The sequence below is a fragment of the Kaistella yananensis genome, assembly GCF_026107505.2.
Classification (GTDB): Bacteria; Bacteroidota; Bacteroidia; order Flavobacteriales; family Weeksellaceae; genus Kaistella; species Kaistella yananensis.
In genome coordinates this window covers 253,450-275,809 of sequence record NZ_JAPCHZ010000002.1, presented here as the reverse complement: position 1 = coordinate 275,809, position 22,360 = coordinate 253,450, and the positions used below count along the sequence as shown (strand labels likewise).

Below are 22,360 nucleotides of genomic sequence, written 5' to 3'. Positions count from 1 at the left end.
AGATGAAAGGAATGATAACTAATATGGAGGATTTTCAGAATGTATTCTTCATAGGCGTCGCCGGTGTCGGCATGAGCGCTATTGCACAATATCTTAAAGGAATCGGTAAAGAAGTCTCGGGAAGCGACCGCTATTTTCATCCCGGCGAATATAACCGCACAAAAGAGCAGCTGGAAGCAGAGGGCATCCACTGTTTTTTACAGGACGGAAGTGGGATTTCAGAGAAGACAGATTTAGTTGTAGTATCCACAGCGATTGAAGACACCGTTTTTGAAGTTCAGAAAGCTAAGGAACTCGGAATTCCCATCATCAAAAGAAGTGAACTTTTATCCATCATCGCCAAAAGCAAGAAAACCATTGCTGTTGCCGGAACTTCCGGTAAATCAACTACATCAGCGATGTTATATCAGATTTTACTTGATGCCAAATATGAGCCCAGCATTATTTCCGGAGCAGGTTTAACTTCCATCATTAAAGAAGGTAAAATTGGCAACGCCGCCGTTGGAAAAGGTGACTGGCTCATCATCGAAGCTGATGAAAGCGACGGTTCTGTCGTTCAGTATAAGCCGGAAATTGGCTTGCTGCTGAACATCGATAAAGACCATCAGGAAATTGATGAACTCATAGAATTGTTTACCGTTTTTAAAAATAATACCAAAGGTTTATTCATTGTTAATCAGTCGAATACATTAGCGAAAAGTCTCTCTGCAGGTTCAAGTAATGATTTTGGTTTCGAAAATGATAATGCTGGCTACTCAGCGGAGAATTTTCATCAGGAGGGACTCTCATTAACATTTGATCTTAATAATCAGAAGTTTCAGATGACTTCACTGGGCAGACACAGTGTTGAAAATGCAGCCGCAGCCATCGCAGTGGCCCATCAAATCGGAGTGCCTTTGGAAACCTGCGCGGCAAGCCTGTCAAAATATGAAGGGATTTACCGCCGTCACCAGATTTTAGGTCAGAAAAACGGCGTGTGGGTCATCGATGATTATGCGCACAATCCCGCAAAATGTGCGGCCAGCATCAGGGCATGTCAGCCTTTGGCAGAAAAAGTAATTGCCTGGTTTCAGCCTCATGGCTATGGACCTACAAGATTTCTGCGCCACGATTTTGTAGACGAAATCTCAAACGCGCTAAGACCTCAGGACGAAATATGGATGAGCGAAATATTCTATGCCGGCGGAACTGCTGTGAAAGATATCTCCGCAGATGACCTGATTCAGGATATCAAAAACAAAGGTAAAAACGCACATTTTGTTGAAGACCGCAATAACCTCCTTGAAGCCTTGAGACCCGAACTCAAAGAAGGAACGGTGCTCCTCTTAATGGGAGCTAGAGATCCTGGATTGGAAGATTTCTGTAAAAACCTATATAACGGAATTTAGTTTCCTGTACTCACATCAATAGGGACGGGCTTTAGCCCGTTTAAAATATAACAGATTTAAATTAGGCATTAGCCAAAATTTATAGATTAGAAATAAGATTTAAAATCTTAAATCTCAATAGGGACGGGCTTTAGCCCATCTTGAACGGACAGATGATTTCCTGGCTTCAGCCCAAGTTTACAACCGGCAGAAAAGATATCGTCCATACAAAATTTAAAAAAGCTTGAGGCTTTATAAACCCTCAAAGAATGAAACATAAATAATATGTCAGGAACGCTGTATTTTGTTCCAACACCCGTTGGAAATTTGGATGATATGACTTTCAGGGCAGTTAAAGTCCTGAAGCACGTTGATTATATCCTGTGTGAAGACACACGCACTTCAGGCGTTTTGCTTAAGCATTTCGAAATAGCTAAACCGTTGAAATCCTATCATTTGCACAACGAGCATCAGATGACGCAAAAGGTAATGGAAGACCTGAAAAGCGGCCAGAATATCGCCATCATTACCGATGCGGGAACGCCAGGAATTTCAGATCCCGGTTATCTGTTGGCAAAAGCTGGTTCTGATGAGGATATTGAAATGATTTGTCTTCCGGGAGCAACAGCTTTTGTGCCGGCTTTGGTGGTTTCCGGTTTACCGAATAATGAGTTTATATTTGCAGGATTCTTACCCCAGAAAAAAGGCAGACAGACAAAACTTAAACAACTCGCGGAAGAAAAGAAAACCATCGTTTTATACGAAAGCCCGCACAAAATAAATACGACTTTAGAGCAGATCAAAGAGTTCTTTGGTGAAGAGACTAAAGTAAGTTTAAGCCGCGAGATTTCAAAGAAATTCGAAGAAACCAAACGCGGGAATATCAATGACTTAATTGAGTTTTCCAAAAGTAAAACTTTAAAAGGAGAAATAGTCCTCATTATCAATAATGCAGTAAGCGAAGAACAGGATCAGGATAAAACTTTATCAAAAAATAAATACAAAAATTTAAACAATAACTAATATGGGATTATTAGAAGGAAAAGTGGCTTTAATTACAGGCGCGACACGCGGTATCGGAAAAGGAATCGCCGAGGTTTTCGCTAAGGAAGGCGCTAAAGTGGCCTTTACTTACGCAGGTTCTGTTGATAAAGCAAAAGCGTTGGAAGAAGAACTTTCAAAAATTACAACAGCAAAAGGTTACCAGTCGGACGCGTCGGATTACGATGCTGCGCAGAAGCTTGTAGAAGATGTAATGGCAGAATTCGGCAAGATCGATATTTTAATCAACAATGCCGGTATTACGCGCGATAACCTGATGCTCAGAATGTCCAAAGACGATTGGGACACCATCATCAAAGTAAACCTGGATTCCGTATTCAACCTTACGAAAGCGGTAATTAAACCGATGATGAAAGCAAAATCTGGCTCTATCATCAACATGACTTCCGTGGTTGGGGTTAAAGGAAATGCCGGGCAGGCAAATTACGCGGCTTCCAAAGCTGGTGTAATCGGCTTCTCAAAATCGATCGCGCTGGAATTGGGTTCCAGAAACATCCGTTGTAACGCCATCGCTCCTGGTTTCATTGAAACGGAAATGACGGCCGCTTTGGACGAAAAAACAGTGCAGGGCTGGAGAGAAGGTATTCCGTTGAAACGCGGCGGACAGCCCGAAGATGTAGCCAACGCCTGTGTGTTCCTGGGTTCTGATATGTCGGCATACATCACCGGCCAGGTGCTGAATGTGGACGGTGGAATGCTGACTTAGGAGCAACAAAGGTCGGTTGTGCTCACAAAGAAACACCCGCTTTCCACTGCAATCTTTTTTTTCAAAAAAGGATTTCCGTTGCAATCGGGGCTAGAATAAAATTTAGTTCTTCTTTTGAAGATAAACAAAATCCCTTCAGTTCTGCTGAAGGGATTTTTATGTTAAGGTGACCCGGTTCCTTTTTTTTGTAAAGACGTAGGAGATTTTTGCGTTAAGAAAAACTTCGAAGAAGTTTGCCGATTCCATTAAAAAAATAAACAAGGATGAGGCACAAAGATCCAGTCTTGAACTTTCGGTTATTTTGTCTCAAAACAAAAGCACTAAAATCAGGTAGTTAGCGATGATTGCTTTTGCTTTTTACTCCAACTCCTTACCAAAGCACACTGAAGTTTCCACCCCTTTATACTGTCCGTAATTTTCAATTTGCAGATAAGTCTTTCTGTAAAGCTTTATTGCCTCTTTTTGGCCGGTTCCGGTCTCCAGGATAATCTTTTTAAACTGAAGCTCCTTTGCCCACTTCTCAAGTTCAGTGAGAATTGCTGTAGCATAACCTTTACCACGAAATTCCGGTATAACGAACATCCGCTTGATTTCCGCAGTTTCTCCGTCGTAACCTTTAAGCGCGCCACAACCTACCGCGTTTTCTTCTTCGTACAGCACAACGCAGTGATTCAACAAGTCAATTTTATTGAATTGATCATAGAAAGCGTGATCGTCGCCATCCATATAAGCAAGATACTCATCCAGCATTTTAACAAGCTGTATAAAATCCTGGTTTTCGGAGTGGGTTCTTAGGAGTTTCACGATTGTTTTTTTTAACTTTAATAGGGAAAATATTACAATTTATTTCCATGGAAAGGGCAGAAATTCCAGTTTCCACTCATCTTTTGTTGATCTACAGGACAGGTTTTTTCATCCATTAAAGAAACCAAAGGAAGTTTCCACTGAAAGATTTCTCCGTTAAGATCAACTTTAAAATTTCCAGTTTGATTAGGATCGATAATCCTATTTCCATGTTCCAAATTGTTATAAATGAAAAAATTAACGCCGGATCCCATTTTTCCGAGCATCTGAGCAAAGAGTGGTTTTAAGGTTTGGTTCACGATAATGAGCACTTTATCATCGATTTCCGATTCCTTCAAAGGCGTTACTTTTTGACCTTGAAGTCCGTAAAAAACCACCTTTTTACTCGAATCAATCACAGTGAAATTAAGTCCTCCGCTGTCGGAATCTAATTTATAATTTCCCGCTGCAATAATGGTATAGTCATTCAAAAGTTCCTTCAAATAATTGAGTTGTTCTGCCGTAACGCTGCCGTTGTCCTGCAAAGCGACTTCCCAGTATTCCGTTGGAATCCACCAGACGAGTTTCATTTCGGTTTGGTTTTGCTTGATTTGTTGAATTTCTTCAATCATTCGGTCGGTCTGGGTTTTCTCTTGTGAAAAACTCATTATCCCGTAGAACAGGAGAAGAATTAATGCGTATTTTTTCATTTGAAATATTTATGAATTACCAAAAACTTCGTTGTGCTGCTCCGCAACACGGATAAAAGTGGTTCTTTTCGACAGCTCGCGCAACTCGGACGCTCCTACATAAGTGCAGGTGGAACGAACGCCGCCTAAAATGTCTTTCACGGTTTCGGCAACAGGACCTTTGTAGGGCACTTTCACCGTTTTTCCTTCGGAAGCACGGTATTCTGCCACACCGCCCGCGTGTTTATCCATTGCGGTTTGCGAACTCATGCCATAAAAAAGCCTGAATTTTTTGCCGTCTTCTTCTACAATATCGCCGCCACTTTCATCATGCCCCGCGAACATCCCGCCCAGCATCACAAAGTCTGCGCCACCGCCAAATGCTTTAGCCACATCTCCCGGAATTTTGCACCCACCATCTGAAATAATATGTCCTCGAAGCCCGTGCGCTGCATCAGCACATTCAATAATCGCTGAAAGTTGCGGATAACCTACGCCGGTTTTAATCCTTGTGGTACACACAGACCCCGGCCCGATTCCCACTTTGATAACATCGGCTCCCGCCAGAATAAGCTCTTCCACCATTTCTCCGGTCACCACGTTTCCTGCGATAATCGTTTTCGTAGGAAATTGTGCCCGTGCTCTTTTTACAAAGCCAACAAAATGCTCGGAATAACCGTTGGCAACATCAATGCACAGAAATTCTATCTGAGGATGCTCCTCCATAATCTGTTTGATCTTTTCCTCATCAGCTTTCCCTGTTCCGGTGCTTAACGCGATGTATTCGTAAATCGAGTCAGGCTGATTTTTCAGAAAAGCACTCCATTCCTCCGGAGTATAATGTTTGTGCACGGCGGTAATGATCTTCTCTTTCGCCAGCGCTTCCGCCATTTCGAAAGTTCCTACCGTATCCATATTGGCGGCGATAATCGGGACGCCGCTCCATTTTTTCTTCGAATTGACAAACGTGAAATTCCGTTCTAAACTTACCTGCGATCTCGATTTTAAAGTAGATCTTTTCGGGCGGATCATTACATCCTTAAAACCCAGTTTTATTTCGTATTCTATGCGCATTCTGTAATTTTTAAAGATTTTGATCCTGAAGAAACAAATAAGATGCTATTCCAGGATTCCTTTAAGATCCTGCATATATTCATAAGCAGTTAAATCAAATTTTACCGGAACTACCGAAATATAACCTTCCGACAGTGCCACTTCATCAGCATCGGAACTCGTATCCATATTGTTGAAGTATCCCGAAAGCCAGAAATAGGTTTTCCCGTGCGGGTTCACCCGCTGGTCGAAGCTTTCTTCCCATTTCGCATCGGCCTGTTTACAGACCCTGATGCCTTTTATTTCGTCCTTCGCAAGTTTCGGAATATTTACGTTCAGCACGACACCTTTAGGCATAGGATTTTTCAGAACTTTCTTCACAATTTCCTGAATATGGCTTTTTGCCTGAGTGAAATCGGCATCCCACGAAAAGTCAAGCAGCGAAAAACCAATCGACTGAAGGCCTTCTACACCGGCCTCCACTGCCGCCGACATCGTCCCTGAATAAATAACGTTGATGGAAGAATTTGCGCCGTGGTTAATTCCCGAAACCACAAGATCCGGTTTGCGGGTAAGGATTTTATCGAGCGCAAATTTTACGCAGTCCACCGGTGTTCCGCTTAAGGAGTAATCTTTCTGCGGACCTTCCAGGTTTATTTCTTCAAACGTAAGGGTGGAGTTGATGGTGATGGCGTGACCTTTTCCGCTTTGGGGTGAGTTTGGTGCTACCACCACCACTTCACCGATTTCATTCATAAAATTTACTAAATTCCGTACGCCGGGTGCGGTAATTCCGTCGTCATTGGTCACTAATATCAAAGGTCTCTGCATATAAATAAGGGTTTTCAACAAAATTACTTAAAAATATAGTGTTTAAATATAAATAAGGTATTAATTTTGATACTTTGTACGATGCTGTAACAAAATATCATAAACCTTAACAAATCAGCTATTAGTAATTAATTATATGTTCAAGAAATTTAAATTCAATACATTATTGCTCTTCATTCCGCTTACAAGCTTGGTGTTCTGCTTTAATTCCCCTAAAAATGATGACGATAAAATGTCGACCATAATGGTGAGTGTAAAAAATACGCTCAGCTATCTTCATTATTCTCCTAAACCTATTAATGATGCCTACTCGCAGGAGGTGTACAAACATTATTTCGAGATGGTGGATGCCTCGAAAAGATATTTCCTACAGTCGGATATGGACGAGTTTGCAAAGCACAGAACAAAACTCGATGATTACCTGAACCAGGGCGATCTTACCTTCTATAAACTCACCATCGACCGACTGTACCAAAGGGTGGACGAAATCGACAAGATTACCCAGGATATCTTGAGTAAACCAATTAATTTGGACGAAGATGAAACCCTGATTCTGGAGCCAAAGCTCAAGAAAAACGCAACCAACGCGAAGGAACTTTCCGCCGAGTGGAAAAAGTATATCAAATACAATATCCTCCAGGAAATGGAGTCTCTTACAGCAAAGGAAGAAATTCAGAAAGAGAAAAAAGATTCGGTACAAAAGTTTAATCTGAAGGATACCATCAAGCTCGAAATCCTTACGCCGGAACAGAAAAGACTTAAAGCAACGGAAGAAGTGAAAGACCTTATTACCGACACTTTCAGAAGGTTCAAGAAAAGAAATAAAATGGATTGGTTTACCGTGTACATGAATTCCTACACCGAAGTATTCGATCCGCACACCAATTATTATTCACCTAAGAATAAGGAAGATTTTGATACCCAGTTTACCGGAAAAGTAATCGGAATTGGCGCCATCATTCAGGAAAAAAGAGGTTATCTGTATCTTGGGGCACTCACCATTGGAGCGCCAGCCTGGAAATCGAAACAGCTTTCAGAAGGTGATAAAATCTTAAAAGTTCGTTCTAAACCCAACGAAGATCCTGTAAATGTAGTAGGGATGCTTTCTGACGAAGCGGTGCGCCTGATCCGCGGCGAAAAGGGAACGAAAGTAACTTTAACGGTTGAGAAAAAAGATAAAACCATCAAAGAAGTGACCATGATCCGCGAGGAAGTGGCCATTGAAGATACTTTTGCCCGAAGCATCATCGTAAGTTCAAAAGACGGTAAAAAATATGGCTTCATCAATTTGCCGAGTTTTAATGCAGATTTTGAAGACGAAAAGGGAAGAAATGCTTCCGATGATATTAAAAATGAGTTGGTTAAACTTAAAGCCCAAAACGTTCAGGGAATCATTCTTGACCTTAGAAATAACGGCGGCGGTAGTTTAACAGAAGTGGGTGATATCCTGGGACTGTTCATGAATACCGGACCTTACGTTCAGGTAAAAGACGGAAACGGTAAAATCCAGACGCTTAAAAATAAAACAAGTGCACCGCTTTGGACTGGCCCTTTGGTCATCATGCAGAACGAGCTTTCTGCTTCAGCATCTGAGATTCTTGCCGGTGCGGTTCAGGATTACGGTAGAGGTGTGGTAATAGGCTCTCCACAGTCTTTCGGTAAAGGTACTGTACAGACTTTTGTTGACTTAAACAGATTCCTTAATACCAATGATGATTTCGGTTCACTTAAACTGACCATTCAGAAATTCTACAGAGTTACAGGAGAATCCACCCAGAGAAAGGGTATTGAATCCGACTTTAAAATGAAAGATTTCTTTACCTATGCCGAAATTGGCGAAAGATATGATGATTACGCACTCGCGTGGGACAAAATTCCGGCGGTTCCTTACCAGCCAATGAACTATTTCACCGCGCAGGCGCTTCAGAAAGATATGGAAGAACGCCTGATGAATAACAAAACCTACCAGTTGGTTCAGGAATCAGCACAATGGAAAGAAAATCTGGATAAGGAAGAAAGCATTTCACTTAATCTTACAAAATTTAATGAAGTGATGAAAACCAGAAAAGCCCAGATCGAGAAATTCAAAGTTCTGGATAAATTCAATAACGGACTGGTATTTACCCTGAATCCTGATGAAATCCTTCGCGAAAAGAAGGATGAGGTATTTGCTAAAAAATCCCAGAACTGGAAGAAAAATCTCCAGCGCGACCTCTACCTTCAGGAAGCGGTGATCATCGCTTCACAGTTAAAATAAACTGAAATTTTAAGATAATTCGATAAAATTAAACCACCCTTTGCGGTGGTTTTTTCTGTTCAGTACCGAAAACCTGCCCTTCAGCGAATAATTTTTTTTTCTACCTTTAATAAAAGATACCTTTGAAACAGAATTTAACTCCATGAACCGCAAAAGTTTCATCATTGTCCTTTGGATTTCATTTTTTATCGGGACCTTTACTTTTATCTTTTTTACAGGCGATAAAACGGTTTCCGTGTATTTTATAAACCTCTTTATTGCGGTTTTATATGCGCTCACGATTTCCGCAGGCAACGGCATGATCAATGATTATCTATCGCGTCACTATTCCTGGGTCGAAGAAACAAGAACGCGTGCCATATTGGGAATCGTTGCAACTGTTTTGGTTAACGTTGTACTGATACTTTTCTGTAATTACACCAATTTGGTGCTGTTTCAAAAAATGGAATTTACCGGTTTTTTCTCAGGAACAATGGGCTTTGCAAATTGGTTTGGAATTAATATTGCGCTTCTTATTTCAGCTGTTTTACATGCCAAAGGTTTTATTGAAGAATGGAAGAAATCTACCCGAAAAGAAATCGTAGAGCAGAAACTCATCGCCAAATCAGCCAACGCACAGTTCGAAAGTTTAAAAAACCAGCTCGATCCTCATTTCCTTTTTAATTCACTGAATGTTTTAAGTGCTTTGATTGACGAAAACCCCAGTCAGGCACAACATTTCACGGCAGCAATGTCGAAGATTTACCGCTATGTTCTCGAGCAGAAAGACAAAGAACTCGTTACCATTGAAGAAGAACTGGATTTTGCAAAAACCTATTGCGAACTCCTGAAAACAAGATTCGAAGACAGCGTAAATTTTGAATTCAGCATAAATGAAGACAACAGGAAGTTATTTGTTGTGCCGCTTTCCCTGCAATTGCTTTTGGAAAACTGCATAAAACATAATTTCGCGACCGCACAGAAACCTTTAAACATAAAGATTTATGCCAACAATGGATTTCTGTTTATTGAAAACAATCTTCAGCAAAGAGAGCAGATGAAAGAAAGTGCCGGAATCGGCCTTGCGAATATCGTTCAGCGTTATTCATTACTGACAAAACAGAACGTTTTCATCGAAAAATCAACTGATTTTTTCCGGGTGAAAATCCCAATATTAACTCAAAAAATTACAGCGATGACACCACAACCCTCCGAAGAATCACTGGCTTACGACAGAGCCTTTAAACGTGTAAAAGAACTGAAAGGTTTTTACGGAAACCTGATCTCCTACTGCCTGGTAATTCCGTTTTTAATTTTCATCAACCTAAAGACCGTACCCGAATATCAATGGTTTTGGTGGCCCATGCTTGGTTGGGGCATAGGCGTCGCTTCCCACGCACTGCAGGTCTTCGGAATCGGAAGAGACTGGGAAGAAAAACAGATTCGCAAAATAATGGAAAAAGAAAAACAGTCAAATAACTAAAATCATGGAAACAAATCATCCCGATAACCACATCTACACGGAAGCCAAAAGAAAAGTAAAAGAACTTAAAGGGTTCTACATCCACTTTTTCGTCTACATTATTGTTAACCTGTTTCTTATCGCCAGAAATGTTCAGCGCGGCGACAGTTTGTACGACATGGATAATTATTGGACGGCAATTTTATGGGGAATCGGCGTTTTAGCGCATGCCCTGAGTGTTTTTGTTCCCAATTTTATTTTTGGAACCGACTGGGAAAAGAAGAAAATCCGTGAGTTAATGGATAAATACAAATAATTTTAAGTTTCGATATGATTAAAACCGTAATTATAGAAGACGAAAAACCTGCTGCCAGAAAACTGGAAAGATTATTGACTTTATTTCCTGATTTAGAATTAGTTGCAACTATAAATTCTGTAGAAGAAGGTGCACAGTGGTTTTCAGAAAACCAGCATCCGGATCTTATATTTTCTGATATCGTTTTGGGTGATGGGCTGTCATTCGATATTTTCGAAAAAATACCGACCAAAAGTTTCATCATCTACACCACGGCTTTTGATCAGTATACTTTGAAGGCTTTTAAACTCAATTCAATCGACTATCTTTTGAAACCGATTATGGAAGAAGATTTGCGACAGGCGATCGAAAAATACAGAAGTTTCCTTCCAACGGAAACCAGTCATAACTTAAAGCAGATCAAATCTTTAATTAAAGAAGAGAAGCAGAAGCTTTCAAGAATTTTGGTTAAAATTGGTTACAATCTGAAAATTGTTCAGACCGAAGAAGTTTCCTGTTTTTTCAGCGAAAATAAGATTGTTTACCTCCAGACCAAAGAACGTACTTATCCCACCGATTTCACCTTAGACGAGCTTCAGGAAGTCCTTGATAAGAAATGTTTCTTCCGGGTAAACCGGCAGTTTATCATCAACTCAAATTACATCAAAAACATCCATACCTCGCCTTATTACAAAGTGGAAATGGATTTCCAGCCCGATGAAGAAATTACGGTAAGCCGCGACCGGGTGAAAGATTTTAAGGACTGGCTTTCGAAATAAAGCAAATAAAAGGCGGAATTTTTAGTTCCGCCTTTTATCTAATTTAAATGCTGCGTTTAGCTGATCACGCCGCTCCCAATAAGTTCATCCTCCAGATACCACGCTGCAAACTGGCCTTCAGCTACTGCAGACTGCGGATTTTCGAACTCGATATATAGTCCGTCTTCAAACTGATATAAAGTGGCATCTTCCAAAGCCTGGCGATAGCGGATTCTGGCTTTTACTTTCATCGAGTCGCCTTCTTTTAAACGCAGATCTTCGCGAACCCAATGGATTTCCGGAGTAGCAATCTTTAAAGCAGATTGGAAAAGTCCCGGGAAATTTCTTCCTTCACCGACGAAAATTGTATTCGTTTCCATATCACGGGAAATGATGAAGCACGATTCTTTATGCCCACCAATTCCCAAACCTTTGCTTTGACCAATCGTGAAATAATGTGCACCCTGATGTTTGCCGATGACTTTTCCGTCAGATTTACGGTATTTAATTTTTCTGGAAAGAAACTGTAATTCCTCTAATTTTGATGCAAAACGAGGTTTTTCTGTGTGATATTCAGCTAAATCGTTGAATATTTCAACAATTTCACCTTCTTTTGGTTGGAGTTGCTGCTGCAGAAAAGTTGGCAGGCTCACTTTACCGATGAAACACAATCCCTGAGAATCTTTTTTATCAGCAGTTACCAATCCCATTTCCCTGGCGATTTCACGAACCTCAGGTTTCGTCAGCTCACCAATCGGAAACAGCGATTTCGAAAGCTGATCCTGGTTCAGCTGGCATAAGAAATAAGACTGGTCTTTATTCTGATCTTTCCCCGCCAAAAGGTGGAAAATTTCTTTTCCGCTTTCATCAAAATCCGAACTCACGCGTGCGTAATGCCCGGTTGCAACTTTCTCAGCACCAAGGGATAAAGCTGTTTTCATGAAGACATCAAATTTCACTTCGCGGTTGCATAAAACATCAGGATTTGGCGTTCTGCCGTTTTCGTATTCCGCGAACATATAATCAACGATTTTTTCCTTGTAAAGTTCGCTCATGTCGATCACCTGGAAGGGGATTCCAAGCTTCTGGGCGACCATCAGCGCATCGTTGCTGTCTTCAATCCACGGACATTCGTCCTCAAGAGTTACCGATGCATCATTCCAGTTCCGCATAAATAGCGCCACCACATCGTGACCCTGTTTTTGCAGCAAATAGGCGGCAACACTGGAATCTACACCGCCCGATAAACCTACTACTATTTTCATATTTTAGTTACACTTTCGTCAAGGGAAAGTTTCACGGTGCAAATTTACGGTTTTAAATGCATATTTTTCAGGAGCAACAAACTCCGGATGTCTTTTGGAAAACCCGACCCGCTGTACGCTGTATCTTTATCTTTTCTGCCAAAAAGATAAAGGATGCCGCTTCCATCGGGGCTAAAACCTCTTTTAGCTTCTCTTCCGAACATTCAGAAATACTCAAAAACAAAATATTTTGCGGTTATTGAAAATATCGATTTCAAAAAAAGGTTTAATTTTATCTATTATTTCAACATCTATGAAAAAAATTATTCTTCTCCTGACGTTCATTGCAGCAGTGGGTGTAAGTGCCCAGATCGGAACTGCAACCACGGTCAGTAATCCTGATTCGAAATGGACATTCGGCGGATATGCCGGACTTGGCGGTGCTTTTGGAGATGGTGGCGGAGTGTCCGTTTACCTTTCACCAAGAGTAGGTTATAAGGTTACCGAAAATCTGGAAACCGGCCTTGCCAGCAACGTTAACTGGTCAAACTCAAAATACTATTCATCAACCATGGTGGGTGTAGGACCTTTTGTGAATTATTACTTTTCGCGCAGTTTCTTCCTGAGCGGAATGTTTCAGGAATATTTTATCAACCAAAAAAATAAAGTGGATAACTTGAAATACTCCGGTGATGAGGCAGCCCTGTATCTTGGCGGCGGTTATATGCAGCGGCTGGGGGAACGGACTTATATGCAGATTGGCGGGATGTATAATGTGCTTTATAGTAAGCAAAAATCGTTTCTCGGCGGTGCTTTTATCCCAAGTATTGGTATTGTTTACGGACTTTAATTACAGCAAAATCTCCTGAACATTCAGGAGATTTTTTTAATATGTTACGGTTTATTGGCGATAAAATATTCTGCCTCGCCTTTTCCCCAGTTTGGGTCCAAAGCAGATTTTGTCTTATATACTTTGAACTGATCCAGTGATTTCTGAAAAAGTTCCAGTCCTCTGGCTCTGCTTCCGCCGAACTGTTCGGGCGTGAAATAGGTGTCTTCAGCCTTCATAAGGGTTAGTCGCGGGTTTTCGGCATCAATTTTTTCAGCTTTAGATAAGGCGTCGGCGGCCAGCATCCCTTCACTCATAAAACGTTCCTGTGGATTTACCATCATTTTCAGCCCGTGAATCATTTTTTGAAGGATGAGGTTTTCTGCATTGTCTTTGCTCAAATCCATGGCGAAATCCAAGAATTTCTGTGCTTCAGTGGCAATGGGATCCAGGTCGCTAAGTTTTCCTTCACGCATCGCCATTCTTCCTTTCTGGATCGTGGAAAAAGCAGCATAATAATACGGAAGCCACTGTGTTTTTTCTTTATCACCAATCCTTTTAAAATCATTTGCCAAAGCAGTGAAATCGTCTGCGGTTTTATGGTTTTCAACAAGCGCAATTTTTTCTGACATTGCTTTTTCGTAAGCGGTTTGAGAAAATGCATTCATTCCGATAAAGAGGCAGATTCCGAAGACTAATTTTTTCATATTTACATATTTTAGTGGTTATTTTTTGATGGGATAAAGGTATCTGTTAAAGGTACTTTTCAAAGAAAGTTTTTACCCGAAAGGCCGGTTTTCTTTCCTGAACCGTTAAAGATTCTTGTCGATCGCTTCCTGCGTCCTGTCGATCCCGAAACTGATGAATGCGCCGATAAATACAAAGGTATTTGCAGAAGGTAAAATTGGTTTACGCCGCATCCCGTCATTCGAGAAGTTGTATCCGTAAATATTCTTCTGGCCCAAGATATTGTTTACGGAAAGCACCAGAATAGTGAATGCTTTCGCTTCTTTTTTACCTAAATTCGGCAGATAATTAAGGCTGAAATTCAATGAGTTAAAGTCTTTCAGTTTCCCTTGGGTGTTTAGATAATAATCCCCGCTGTCATTGGTAAGGAAATGATAATATGGTCTTCCTGAAGCATAAGTGTAAGAGAAGTTGAAACCGGTTTTCCAGTCGGTCACGAATTTTTTTGCGACCACCGAAAGCGTATGTTTTGCAGCAAAATTTGGGAATAAACTTCGGTCATAATTCTGAAAATTTCTTTTGGAGTCCAGAAACGAATACGTAATCCAGTAGTCTATATTTTTAAGAGATTTTTTGTCGCGCCAGAACAACTCAATGCCCTTCGCAAAACCGTCTCCATTGTTGTTGATTGCTGCAGGAAGGTAATTTTCGACTTTTGTTTTGATCAGATTCGTGTAGTTTTTGAAAAAGGCCTCCACCCGCAGGCTTCTGCCTTCTTCAGCTTTCTGAACCTGCAGAACATAATGTTCCGCTTTCTGAAAATTTAGGTCATAAGTTCCAAAGTATTTGTTTTCGGGGTTTTGATAAAATATTCCATAAGCGAGCGAACTGGTCCAGTTTTTTGAAATCCTGTAAGCAAAAGCAAGTCGGGGCGCGAGATTCCACTGATCAACAGCGGATGAATATTCGGATCTTAACCCAACTTTTGCAGAAAAATGATTGCTGAAACCCAGATCAGTCTCCGCAAAAACCGAGGTAATTTGATCCTGAAAAGGATAGGAAATAGGGGAAATAGCAACAGACGTATTTTCCCGCGTTTGGTTAAATTCTACTCCGCCTCTTATGGCTGAGATTTTATTGATTTTTCTCTCTAAAGTTCCTTTTGCATTAAAATAATTTCCTGTACTATTGATCGAATTTAGGTTGGATTCCGAGTTTTGAACTGTGGTGCTTAAATCGATAATATTTTGGTTATACGAATAAGAACTGCCGAGATTCACCAGATATTTCCCGAATTTCTGCCGGTAAGAAAAATTGTGAAAAGTATTTTTACCTTTCAATGCAGTATTGTCGGAATCGGTTTCAGGTTCCAGACTTTCTTCCTGAAGTGCGAAGGTATTGGTGTCGAAACTTCCGTAATATTTAAAGATTCCACCGTTTTTATTTTTAAGCCTGAAATTAAAATTGGTGCCAAAGCTTTCAGGAGCTTTCGTGAAATTATTGTTGAATTTCATTATTTTATTCATTAAACCCAAATGGCTGTACGCTGCAGATACACCGAAAGATTTAGTTTTCGCCTGATCTACATTCTGGAAACCGCCGCTCAAAAATATCGGCGAAATACCGATATCCACAGCGTTTGTTTCAGGAAAATCGATGCTTTCCAGAATAAGAACCGAAGACAGCGCCTGCCCGTATATCGCAGAATATCCGCCGCTGGAAAAAACATTTCCTTTAAAAAGTGAAGTATTCAGCCGGTCCATCGCCTTGATCCCCGGTACTGAATTACCGAAGAAATTGTTGACAAGATTGCCATCCATAAAGAATTTCGTTTCAGCACCGGTGCCGCCACGCACAAAAAGACCTTCGGTTTCCCCGATTTTCTGTACTCCGGGAAGTGTTTCCAGCGCTGTGGTAACCTGGCCATTGGCTCCTGCAGTAGTATAAATATCGATGGGCGTCAGAAGCACGGTCGCTCTTTTCCGGTCGCTGGCTTCAATTGATCCTGCGGAAATAACCACAGCGTCGATATCTGAAATCTGCTCTTTCAAATCCGCATTAATGATTAGCGGTAGGTTTTCGATGATGACCGATTTTTCAACTTCAACAAATTTAGGATGCGAAAATACAAGGATATGATGTCCTTTCTCCGAGGTGTGGAATGAAAACGTTCCGTTTTCATCAGTGGTGGAACCATCATAAGTGTTTTTAAGCGTTACGGAGACATCTTTAATTCCTTTGTTTTTAAAGTTTACTTTTCCCGAAATCGATATTTGGGCATTCATGAAAAATCCCATAATGAGTAATACAATTGCGAGAATTTTGGAGAGGATAAAGGTTGACATGATTTGCAGTTTTATGAAGCAAATTTATTGCGGAACGAATTTTGCTGAAAATTTTTATACCCGAAAGGTCAAATTATGCAGCTGAAAGGCACCTTATCTTCTACCTGAAATTATGCTTACCTTTATGAATCTTAACACTAAAATAAAAAGTTATGAAAATCGCTAAATTCTCGATCCTCGCCTGCAGCGCAGTTTTGGCTGTATCGTGCTCAACCACAAAAAATTACGTAATAAATTCCAAAAGCGGAACAGAAACACAGGGAACGGCAAAATTTACCCAAACCGGCAAAAATGTTGCACTGGATTTGAATGTTTACAAGCTGACACCGGGGATTCACGCAGTTCACCTTCATGAAAAAGGAGACTGTTCTGCAACCGATGCCAGTTCTGCCGGCGGACACTGGAATCCCACTACCGAATCTCACGGAAAATGGGGGCATGATGAGTATCACAAAGGCGATATCGGAAACCTGAATGCCGATAAAGACGGAACAGCAAGATTACAGTTCAGCACAGATAAGTGGTGTATTGGCTGTACTGATGAAACCAAAAACATAGTGGGTAAAACACTGATCATTCACGCAGGACCTGATGATTTTAAAACCCAGCCAACAGGAAATGCGGGCGGTAGAGTAGGTTGCGTAGAAATTAAATAGCAGCTATTTCCTGATACAGACACGGAACGCATCCTTTGGAATGCGTTCTTTTTATTGGTAATATGCATTAAGGAAATCGAAGAATTCCTGCATTCTCAACGTATTGTTCAGTATTAAATAGGAAAATAAAAACCAGACCGAAGCGTAAATAAACGACAGTATTTTTGGCGAATTCCGGTAGGAATAAAAAAGCCAGCCGATGAGCAACGGAACTACAAAAACGAAATGGCCGCCATAAATGTAAGAAGTGTGGAGGCCGAATTTCAGGATGCAGTGAATGATAATATCCACCAAAAACGAAATCATCAGCATCTGAACAAATTTATTTCTGAAGTTTTTCACATAACTCCATAAAATCAAAAGCAGTACTGCAGCGACAAAAATATAAGGAATCCATGACGCATAAACATTCATGAAAAGCGCTTTGTATTCAAATCCTTTTTTATTGTGATAATCGCGCAGCACGAATCCCGGAAAAAGCATGTTCCCACCAAAAAACCACGATGATATCATATCCCAGATGGGTGTAACTTTGGGTTTTGAAAATTTTTCTAACTGCTCACCGGATTTATTGAAGAAATTCATATAATTGAAATTCAACCGGTTGAGAAATAAAAGGGCAAAAACAGCAACGGAAATGAGAACGCGCAGAAATGCCTGCCCTAATTTTTTCCAGCTCCTAAATATTCTTTTTTCGAAAAGCAGAGGAATATAAATCTTCACCGCATTGGTCACCGTTAAACCGCCCACCGATACGACCGCCAAAGTAAGCGCCGCCGCAGGTATTTTTTGCTCTTTTTTTAGTTTTAAGGCCGCATAGTAATTAAAAAGTACCAGGAAAAACAAAGTGTAAGTGTAGGTTTCCGGGGTGAACGAAAGTAAAATATTGGTCGTAAAAAAGGCAAAGAAGAAGACAATCAGCACACTGATTTTTTTTGGTAACGCAATGATATTTTTTAAATATTTGTAAATCTGGATTAAACTTAAACTTATCGCAAAGTTGCTGCACCAGGCCAAAACCAGACGGAAAGTTTCATCTTTTTTTCCACCGGAAAAAAGATAGGCAAACTCGCGAAGCCAGTCAAAATAATAATTGGCAAGCGGATGCCTCTCAAAGCCGCCGCCGGTCATTACAATAGCTCGGTTATCAAAGCTGAAATAGGCATCCCACGGAATTCTGTCATCAAAAATTATTCGGTAATTAATGGCGATAAATGACCCCAAAATCCCATAAACGGTAAGAAAAATCAGAAATAATAAAATTTCATATTTTGTTGCAGGGAAAACAGTTTTAAGAAAATCTGTAAATTTTTGTTTAAATACCAAGGTGAAAAATTTCGGCAAAAGTAATAAAATTTAAGAACTGCACGAAAGCGTGGAACTTCCTGTCTGTCCGTCATACAGTGAAGGCCGTTTTTGCGAAAATTCAGGATAAATTTCTGTATAAGGATTTTCGAGCGCCGTAAGAAGTTTATTCAGCAAATCTCTTTTACCGCTGTTAATTTCATTGATACATTCAAACAGAAGATAGTTTCTGAGAACAAATTTCGGGTTGTTCTGCTGCATTAGTTGCTTTGATTCGGTTTCTGAAATGGTATTTAATTTTAACCTTTCAAAATAAGATTCGGTGAATTTCTCAAATGCTGAAAACTGCTTATCGGTTGGGTTGTGGTAGAAAATATTACAGAAATGAGATTTCAAGTCTGTGTCTTCTTTTAAGGTTTCTATTTTATTGAAAAACAGTGTATAATCTATTTTTAGATCTTCCATGATTTTCTGCGCATCGGTAAAGAACTGATCATCATTTTTCAGTACTTCATTGAAGCCAAATTTTAAGGCCATCATTTTATCATGTTTTCGCCAGAAATCTGTACTGAAATCATTCAGAATTTTCTCCAGAATTTTTTCATCTTTAATCAACGGAAAAAGCGCATTTGCGAGTTGCCAGAGGTTCCACTGGGCAATTTTAGCCTGATTTCCGAAAGCATATCTGCGACCCGGCAAATCGGTGGTGTTTGAAGTGAAATTTAAGCTGTATTCATCCAGAAAAGAAAAGGGTCCGTAATCGATTGTTAAACCTAATACCGACATATTATCGGTATTCATCACCCCGTGAACAAATCCCACGCGATACCATTCCACGATAAGGTCCGCAGTTCTGTCTGAAACTTCTGCAAAGAACTCCGCGTATTTTGCGGGACTTTTAGAATCAATTTCAGGAAAATAATTTTCTATGGTAAAATCGGTTAGTTTTTTCAGCGTTTCAATTTCTTGTTGAGCAGAAAGCAGTTCGAAATGGCCAAAACGAAGAAAACTTTCGGCGGTTCTCATCATCACTGCGCCTTTCTCGTATGCTGGATTTCCGTCGTACATCATGTCACGAAGGACATTTTCGCCGGAAAAAGACAGCGACAAAGCTCTTGTCGTAGGAATGCCGAGATGGTGCATGGCCTCACTCATCAGATATTCGCGAACTGAGGACCGAAGCACCGCACGGCCGTCCGCATGTCGGGAGTAGGGAGTAGCGCCTGCGCCTTTCCATTGGAGTTCTGTTTTTTTGCCGTTTTTATTTGCGATTTCACCTGCAAAAATTGCTCTGCCATCACCGAGTTGCCCGGCCCAATTGCCGAACTGATGGCCGGCATAAGCGGTGGCGTAAGTTTGAAGGTGTTGAGGAACATCTGCTGCACTCAGAAACATGGCATCCTGTTCATCTAGAAGTTTTCCCAACCCGATTTCTTCTGCGAGCTTTTCATTAAAAATAATAAGTTCCGGAGTTTGAAATTTTTCGATTTCCACTGCTGCCAGAAGTACTCCCGGTGTTTGTCGCTGCATGGTGTTGCCCGATAAATCTGCGGGGAAAAGGGAGTAATATTGTTGGGTAATTTTATTTAAATTCATCTTTCAAAGTTCGCTAAAAAAAACATCCTTCCAAATTTTGAAAGGATGCTTTATTATTTTTCCTGCATGTTATTTATTAAAGTCGATCTCGTCGCCGGTATTGATGGTCTCGTTGACATTTTCTTCTTTCCTGCCACTTGATTTCTTCGGTGCGGCGACAGGACTTTCAGGTTTAGGGTTTTTAAGTTCATCCATGGTCTGAAGCCCGCCTTCATCACCATATCCGCCTAAACCCTGAAGATCAGAGCAACTGCCGGTCCAGTTTGAAGGTTTAATGAATTTATCTTCTACCGTAACGCCAAGATCTTTATCAGCCCAAACTTTTTTCATGAATATTGCCCAGATCGGGAGGGCCATCTTAGCACCCTGACCTTCGCCGGTTCCGCGGAAGTGCGTTGCACGGTCTTCCCAGCCAACCCAAACTCCGGTGGCGAGATTTGGCGTAATTCCCATAAACCAACCGTCGGAATTGTTTTGGGTGGTTCCGGTTTTTGCAGCAATTTCAATTCCTTTCTGCACGCCTCTTCTTCCAAGTTCGCCGGATGCGGTACCATATTCAGCAACCCCTTTCATCAGATCGATCATGGTATAGGCATAGAGTTCGTTCATTACTTCCTTCAGAAGGGGTTTTACTTCCTTAATTACCCTGCCGTTTGCGTCTTCTATACGCCAGATCATTTCAGGTTTTATGTAATTTCCGTAGTTGGCAAAAGTACTGTAGGCACCAAGCATTTCATAAATGGTAATGTCGGAAGATCCCAGCGCTACTGCGTATTCGTTCGGGATTTCTTCGGTAACTCCTAAATCTCTTGCGGTTTGAATTACGCTTTTAGGGCTCGTCATTTCAATAAGTCTTACTGCAACTGGGTTTTTCGAGTGGGCAAGTGCGTCTTTCAGAGTGAGCATTCCGCCGGATCCTTCCACTGTCCAGGTTCCTTTTGTATAGGTTGCGTTGGAAACGGTAGAACAGGGCGTCATACCCAATTTCATAATCGCAGTGGCGTAAACGAAGGGTTTGAAGGTTGAGCCAACCTGACGTTTCCCCTGCTTAATATGATCGTATTGGAAGTGCTGCCAGTTGATCCCTCCAACCCAGGCTTTAATTTCCCCGGTTCCGGGAACCATAGACATTAATCCTGCCTGAGCAATTTGTTTGTGATAACGGATGGAATCCCAAGGCGACATTTCAACTTCTTCTTCACCATTCCAGGTAAATCTTGAAGTCTTGATTGGTTTTTTGAAATCCATCATGATAGAATCTTCCGGAACACCAGCGTTTTTCAGCTGTTTATATCTGCCGGTTCTCTTCATGGCCTGCACCATGATTGCTTCAATCTGCTTATCATCAAGGAAATAGAATGGTCTCTGTTTACGCCCGCGCTGTTCTGCATCAAATCTCTGTTGAAGATCGGTAAGGTGTTCTTTAATCGCCTCTTCTGCATAAATCTGCATTTTAGAATCCAGAGTGACATAAATTTTCAATCCGTCTTTGAAAAGGTTTAATGTTTTTCCGGTTTGCTTTTCGTAGTCTTTTAAGTAACCTTCAATTTCTTTTCTAAGATAGAATTTGTAATAGGCGGAATATCCTTCGTCGATAGATTTTACCGGATGGTAATCTAAAACGATTGGAGTATCTACCGCTTTCTGGTAAGTTTGCTGATCGATGTAGCCGGTTTTCACCATCTGATCCAGAACGACATCTCTTCTGGCTTTTGCCCGCTTCTCATTTCGCATCGGATTATTTTTCACCGGATTCTCGAGCATGGCGACGAACATTGCTGCTTCAGGAAGCGTAAGTTTGGAAGTAGGTTTGTTGAAATAAATTCTTGAAGCCATCTCGATTCCGTTGGCATTATAAAGGAAGTCGAACTTGTTGAAATACAGCGTAATGATTTCCTCTTTTGTGTATCTTTTCTCCAGACTTACCGCAACAACCCACTCTTTAAGCTTTTGAAATGCTCTCTGAATTTTATTTTGCGAAACCCTGTCGGTAAAAAGCAGTTTTGCCAGCTGCTGGGTGATTGTAGACCCACCACCACGCTGTCCGCCGTATACAACAGCCCTTGCAACAGACTGTAAATCAATACCTGAGTGTTCTTTGAATCGTTCGTCCTCTTTAGCCTGAAGTGCATAAATAAGATGAGGCGGAAGATCTTTATAAGTTACGGGCTGGGTTTTTTCTTTTTCGAATTTGCCCAGTAATTTACCATCGGAGGAATAAATTTCGGAAGCTACATAGATGTCAGGATTTTCGAGTTCCTTTACATCCGGCATGCTGCCCAGAAATCCCTGTGAGGTTGCAAAAAATACCGCTGCAATTCCTAAAATTACAGCAATTAGTGCCATCCAAACGAATTTCACCCACTTTTTCCAGCCAGTGTCCCTTTGTTTTTTTGGAGGAAGCGGAAAAGTCTGCTTTGGTTTGCTTCCCTGGTTTTTTTTGTTTTCCATAAATG

Annotated in this window: 19 protein-coding genes; 9 read left to right on the top strand and 10 right to left on the bottom strand. The window is 40.9% G+C overall.

Annotated elements, in window-relative coordinates:
• Nucleotides 1–2: 2 nt before the first annotated feature.
• The 3 genes from OK344_RS05530 (at nt 3) to fabG (ending at nt 3,135) form a co-directional block, all read left to right on the top strand.
• Nucleotides 3–1,388, top strand: coding sequence for a UDP-N-acetylmuramate--L-alanine ligase (locus OK344_RS05530; protein ID WP_265143842.1), 1,386 nt, complete (start codon nt 3–5; stop codon nt 1,386–1,388).
• A gap of 264 nt (nt 1,389–1,652) precedes the next feature.
• The gene (gene rsmI, locus OK344_RS05525) at nt 1,653–2,390 is read left to right on the top strand and encodes a 16S rRNA (cytidine(1402)-2'-O)-methyltransferase (protein ID WP_265143841.1); all 738 of its coding nucleotides are present in this window, start codon (nt 1,653–1,655) and stop codon (nt 2,388–2,390) included.
• Nucleotide 2,391: 1 nt separating this feature from the next.
• On the top strand, nt 2,392–3,135 hold the full coding sequence (fabG, locus tag OK344_RS05520) for a 3-oxoacyl-[acyl-carrier-protein] reductase (protein ID WP_265143840.1): 744 nt from the start codon (nt 2,392–2,394) through the stop codon (nt 3,133–3,135).
• A 357-nt stretch (nt 3,136–3,492) separates the two neighbouring features.
• On the opposite strand, the gene OK344_RS05515 is transcribed toward fabG, so the two are convergent.
• The 4 genes from OK344_RS05515 to surE are packed head-to-tail and all read right to left on the bottom strand — an operon-like array spanning nt 3,493 to nt 6,491.
• Nucleotides 3,493–3,942 (bottom strand): GNAT family N-acetyltransferase, encoded by a 450-nt coding sequence (locus OK344_RS05515; protein WP_265144108.1) that lies wholly within the window; start codon nt 3,940–3,942, stop codon nt 3,493–3,495.
• A 29-nt stretch (nt 3,943–3,971) separates the two neighbouring features.
• A complete protein-coding gene (locus OK344_RS05510; RefSeq protein WP_265143839.1) occupies nt 3,972–4,628 on the bottom strand; it encodes a hypothetical protein in 657 nt (218 codons plus the stop codon).
• Between the two features lie 9 nt (nt 4,629–4,637).
• Nucleotides 4,638–5,681 (bottom strand): GMP reductase, encoded by a 1,044-nt coding sequence (locus OK344_RS05505; protein WP_265143838.1) that lies wholly within the window; start codon nt 5,679–5,681, stop codon nt 4,638–4,640.
• Nucleotides 5,682–5,726: 45 nt separating this feature from the next.
• A complete protein-coding gene (gene surE, locus OK344_RS05500; protein ID WP_265143837.1) occupies nt 5,727–6,491 on the bottom strand; it encodes a 5'/3'-nucleotidase SurE in 765 nt (254 codons plus the stop codon).
• Between the two features lie 136 nt (nt 6,492–6,627).
• Here surE and OK344_RS05495 point away from each other — a divergent pair, with 136 nt between their 5' ends.
• From OK344_RS05495 to OK344_RS05480, 4 genes are all read left to right on the top strand, one after another.
• Nucleotides 6,628–8,748, top strand: a complete 2,121-nt coding sequence (locus OK344_RS05495; RefSeq protein WP_265143836.1) for a carboxy terminal-processing peptidase — start codon at nt 6,628–6,630, stop codon at nt 8,746–8,748.
• Between the two features lie 142 nt (nt 8,749–8,890).
• The gene (locus OK344_RS05490; RefSeq protein ID WP_265143835.1) at nt 8,891–10,210 is read left to right on the top strand and encodes a 2TM domain-containing protein; all 1,320 of its coding nucleotides are present in this window, start codon (nt 8,891–8,893) and stop codon (nt 10,208–10,210) included.
• 4 nt (nt 10,211–10,214) lie between these two features.
• Nucleotides 10,215–10,505: a 2TM domain-containing protein gene (locus tag OK344_RS05485; RefSeq protein WP_265143834.1), complete on the top strand. Its 291-nt coding sequence runs from the start codon at nt 10,215–10,217 to the stop codon at nt 10,503–10,505.
• A 14-nt stretch (nt 10,506–10,519) separates the two neighbouring features.
• Nucleotides 10,520–11,263, top strand: coding sequence for a LytR/AlgR family response regulator transcription factor (locus OK344_RS05480; protein ID WP_265143833.1), 744 nt, complete (start codon nt 10,520–10,522; stop codon nt 11,261–11,263).
• Nucleotides 11,264–11,319: 56 nt separating this feature from the next.
• Here the strand turns inward: OK344_RS05480 and mnmA are convergent, their stop codons facing one another.
• Entirely contained in the window at nt 11,320–12,507 is a 1,188-nt protein-coding gene (mnmA, locus tag OK344_RS05475) for a tRNA 2-thiouridine(34) synthase MnmA (RefSeq protein WP_265143832.1), read from the bottom strand.
• Nucleotides 12,508–12,799: 292 nt separating this feature from the next.
• Here mnmA and OK344_RS05470 point away from each other — a divergent pair, with 292 nt between their 5' ends.
• On the top strand, nt 12,800–13,336 hold the full coding sequence (locus OK344_RS05470) for a hypothetical protein (RefSeq protein WP_265143831.1): 537 nt from the start codon (nt 12,800–12,802) through the stop codon (nt 13,334–13,336).
• Between the two features lie 44 nt (nt 13,337–13,380).
• Here the strand turns inward: OK344_RS05470 and OK344_RS05465 are convergent, their stop codons facing one another.
• Complete coding sequence (locus OK344_RS05465; RefSeq protein ID WP_265143830.1) at nt 13,381–14,022, bottom strand: hypothetical protein; 642 nt, start codon at nt 14,020–14,022, stop codon at nt 13,381–13,383.
• A gap of 105 nt (nt 14,023–14,127) precedes the next feature.
• Nucleotides 14,128–16,347 (bottom strand): TonB-dependent receptor, encoded by a 2,220-nt coding sequence (locus OK344_RS05460; RefSeq protein ID WP_265143829.1) that lies wholly within the window; start codon nt 16,345–16,347, stop codon nt 14,128–14,130.
• A 152-nt stretch (nt 16,348–16,499) separates the two neighbouring features.
• On the opposite strand from OK344_RS05460, the gene OK344_RS05455 reads away from it, so the two are divergent.
• On the top strand, nt 16,500–17,003 hold the full coding sequence (locus OK344_RS05455; protein ID WP_265143828.1) for a superoxide dismutase family protein: 504 nt from the start codon (nt 16,500–16,502) through the stop codon (nt 17,001–17,003).
• Nucleotides 17,004–17,054: 51 nt separating this feature from the next.
• Here OK344_RS05455 and OK344_RS05450 read toward each other — a convergent pair whose 3' ends face one another.
• The 3 genes from OK344_RS05450 to OK344_RS05440 form a co-directional block, all read right to left on the bottom strand.
• On the bottom strand, nt 17,055–18,329 hold the full coding sequence (locus tag OK344_RS05450) for a DUF6080 domain-containing protein (protein ID WP_265143827.1): 1,275 nt from the start codon (nt 18,327–18,329) through the stop codon (nt 17,055–17,057).
• Between the two features lie 30 nt (nt 18,330–18,359).
• Nucleotides 18,360–19,904 (bottom strand): protein adenylyltransferase SelO, encoded by a 1,545-nt coding sequence (locus OK344_RS05445; RefSeq protein WP_265143826.1) that lies wholly within the window; start codon nt 19,902–19,904, stop codon nt 18,360–18,362.
• A 69-nt stretch (nt 19,905–19,973) separates the two neighbouring features.
• Nucleotides 19,974–22,355, bottom strand: coding sequence for a penicillin-binding protein 1A (locus tag OK344_RS05440; protein WP_265143825.1), 2,382 nt, complete (start codon nt 22,353–22,355; stop codon nt 19,974–19,976).
• Nucleotides 22,356–22,360 lie beyond the last annotated feature (5 nt).

Bases quoted from the DNA above. Each gene is read 5' to 3' on its own strand.
- OK344_RS05530 (WP_265143842.1), top strand. From the start codon at position 3: ATGAAAGGAATGATAACTAATATGGAGGATTTTCAGAATGTATTCTTC.
- rsmI (WP_265143841.1), top strand. From the start codon at position 1,653: ATGTCAGGAACGCTGTATTTTGTTCCAACACCCGTTGGAAATTTGGAT.
- fabG (WP_265143840.1), top strand. From the start codon at position 2,392: ATGGGATTATTAGAAGGAAAAGTGGCTTTAATTACAGGCGCGACACGC.
- OK344_RS05510 (WP_265143839.1), bottom strand. From the start codon at position 4,628: ATGAAAAAATACGCATTAATTCTTCTCCTGTTCTACGGGATAATGAGT.
- OK344_RS05505 (WP_265143838.1), bottom strand. From the start codon at position 5,681: ATGCGCATAGAATACGAAATAAAACTGGGTTTTAAGGATGTAATGATC.
- surE (WP_265143837.1), bottom strand. From the start codon at position 6,491: ATGCAGAGACCTTTGATATTAGTGACCAATGACGACGGAATTACCGCA.
- OK344_RS05495 (WP_265143836.1), top strand. From the start codon at position 6,628: ATGTTCAAGAAATTTAAATTCAATACATTATTGCTCTTCATTCCGCTT.
- OK344_RS05490 (WP_265143835.1), top strand. From the start codon at position 8,891: ATGAACCGCAAAAGTTTCATCATTGTCCTTTGGATTTCATTTTTTATC.
- OK344_RS05485 (WP_265143834.1), top strand. From the start codon at position 10,215: ATGGAAACAAATCATCCCGATAACCACATCTACACGGAAGCCAAAAGA.
- OK344_RS05480 (WP_265143833.1), top strand. From the start codon at position 10,520: ATGATTAAAACCGTAATTATAGAAGACGAAAAACCTGCTGCCAGAAAA.
- mnmA (WP_265143832.1), bottom strand. From the start codon at position 12,507: ATGAAAATAGTAGTAGGTTTATCGGGCGGTGTAGATTCCAGTGTTGCC.
- OK344_RS05470 (WP_265143831.1), top strand. From the start codon at position 12,800: ATGAAAAAAATTATTCTTCTCCTGACGTTCATTGCAGCAGTGGGTGTA.
- OK344_RS05465 (WP_265143830.1), bottom strand. From the start codon at position 14,022: ATGAAAAAATTAGTCTTCGGAATCTGCCTCTTTATCGGAATGAATGCA.
- OK344_RS05460 (WP_265143829.1), bottom strand. From the start codon at position 16,347: ATGTCAACCTTTATCCTCTCCAAAATTCTCGCAATTGTATTACTCATT.
- OK344_RS05455 (WP_265143828.1), top strand. From the start codon at position 16,500: ATGAAAATCGCTAAATTCTCGATCCTCGCCTGCAGCGCAGTTTTGGCT.
- OK344_RS05445 (WP_265143826.1), bottom strand. From the start codon at position 19,904: ATGAATTTAAATAAAATTACCCAACAATATTACTCCCTTTTCCCCGCA.
- OK344_RS05440 (WP_265143825.1), bottom strand. From the start codon at position 22,355: ATGGAAAACAAAAAAAACCAGGGAAGCAAACCAAAGCAGACTTTTCCG.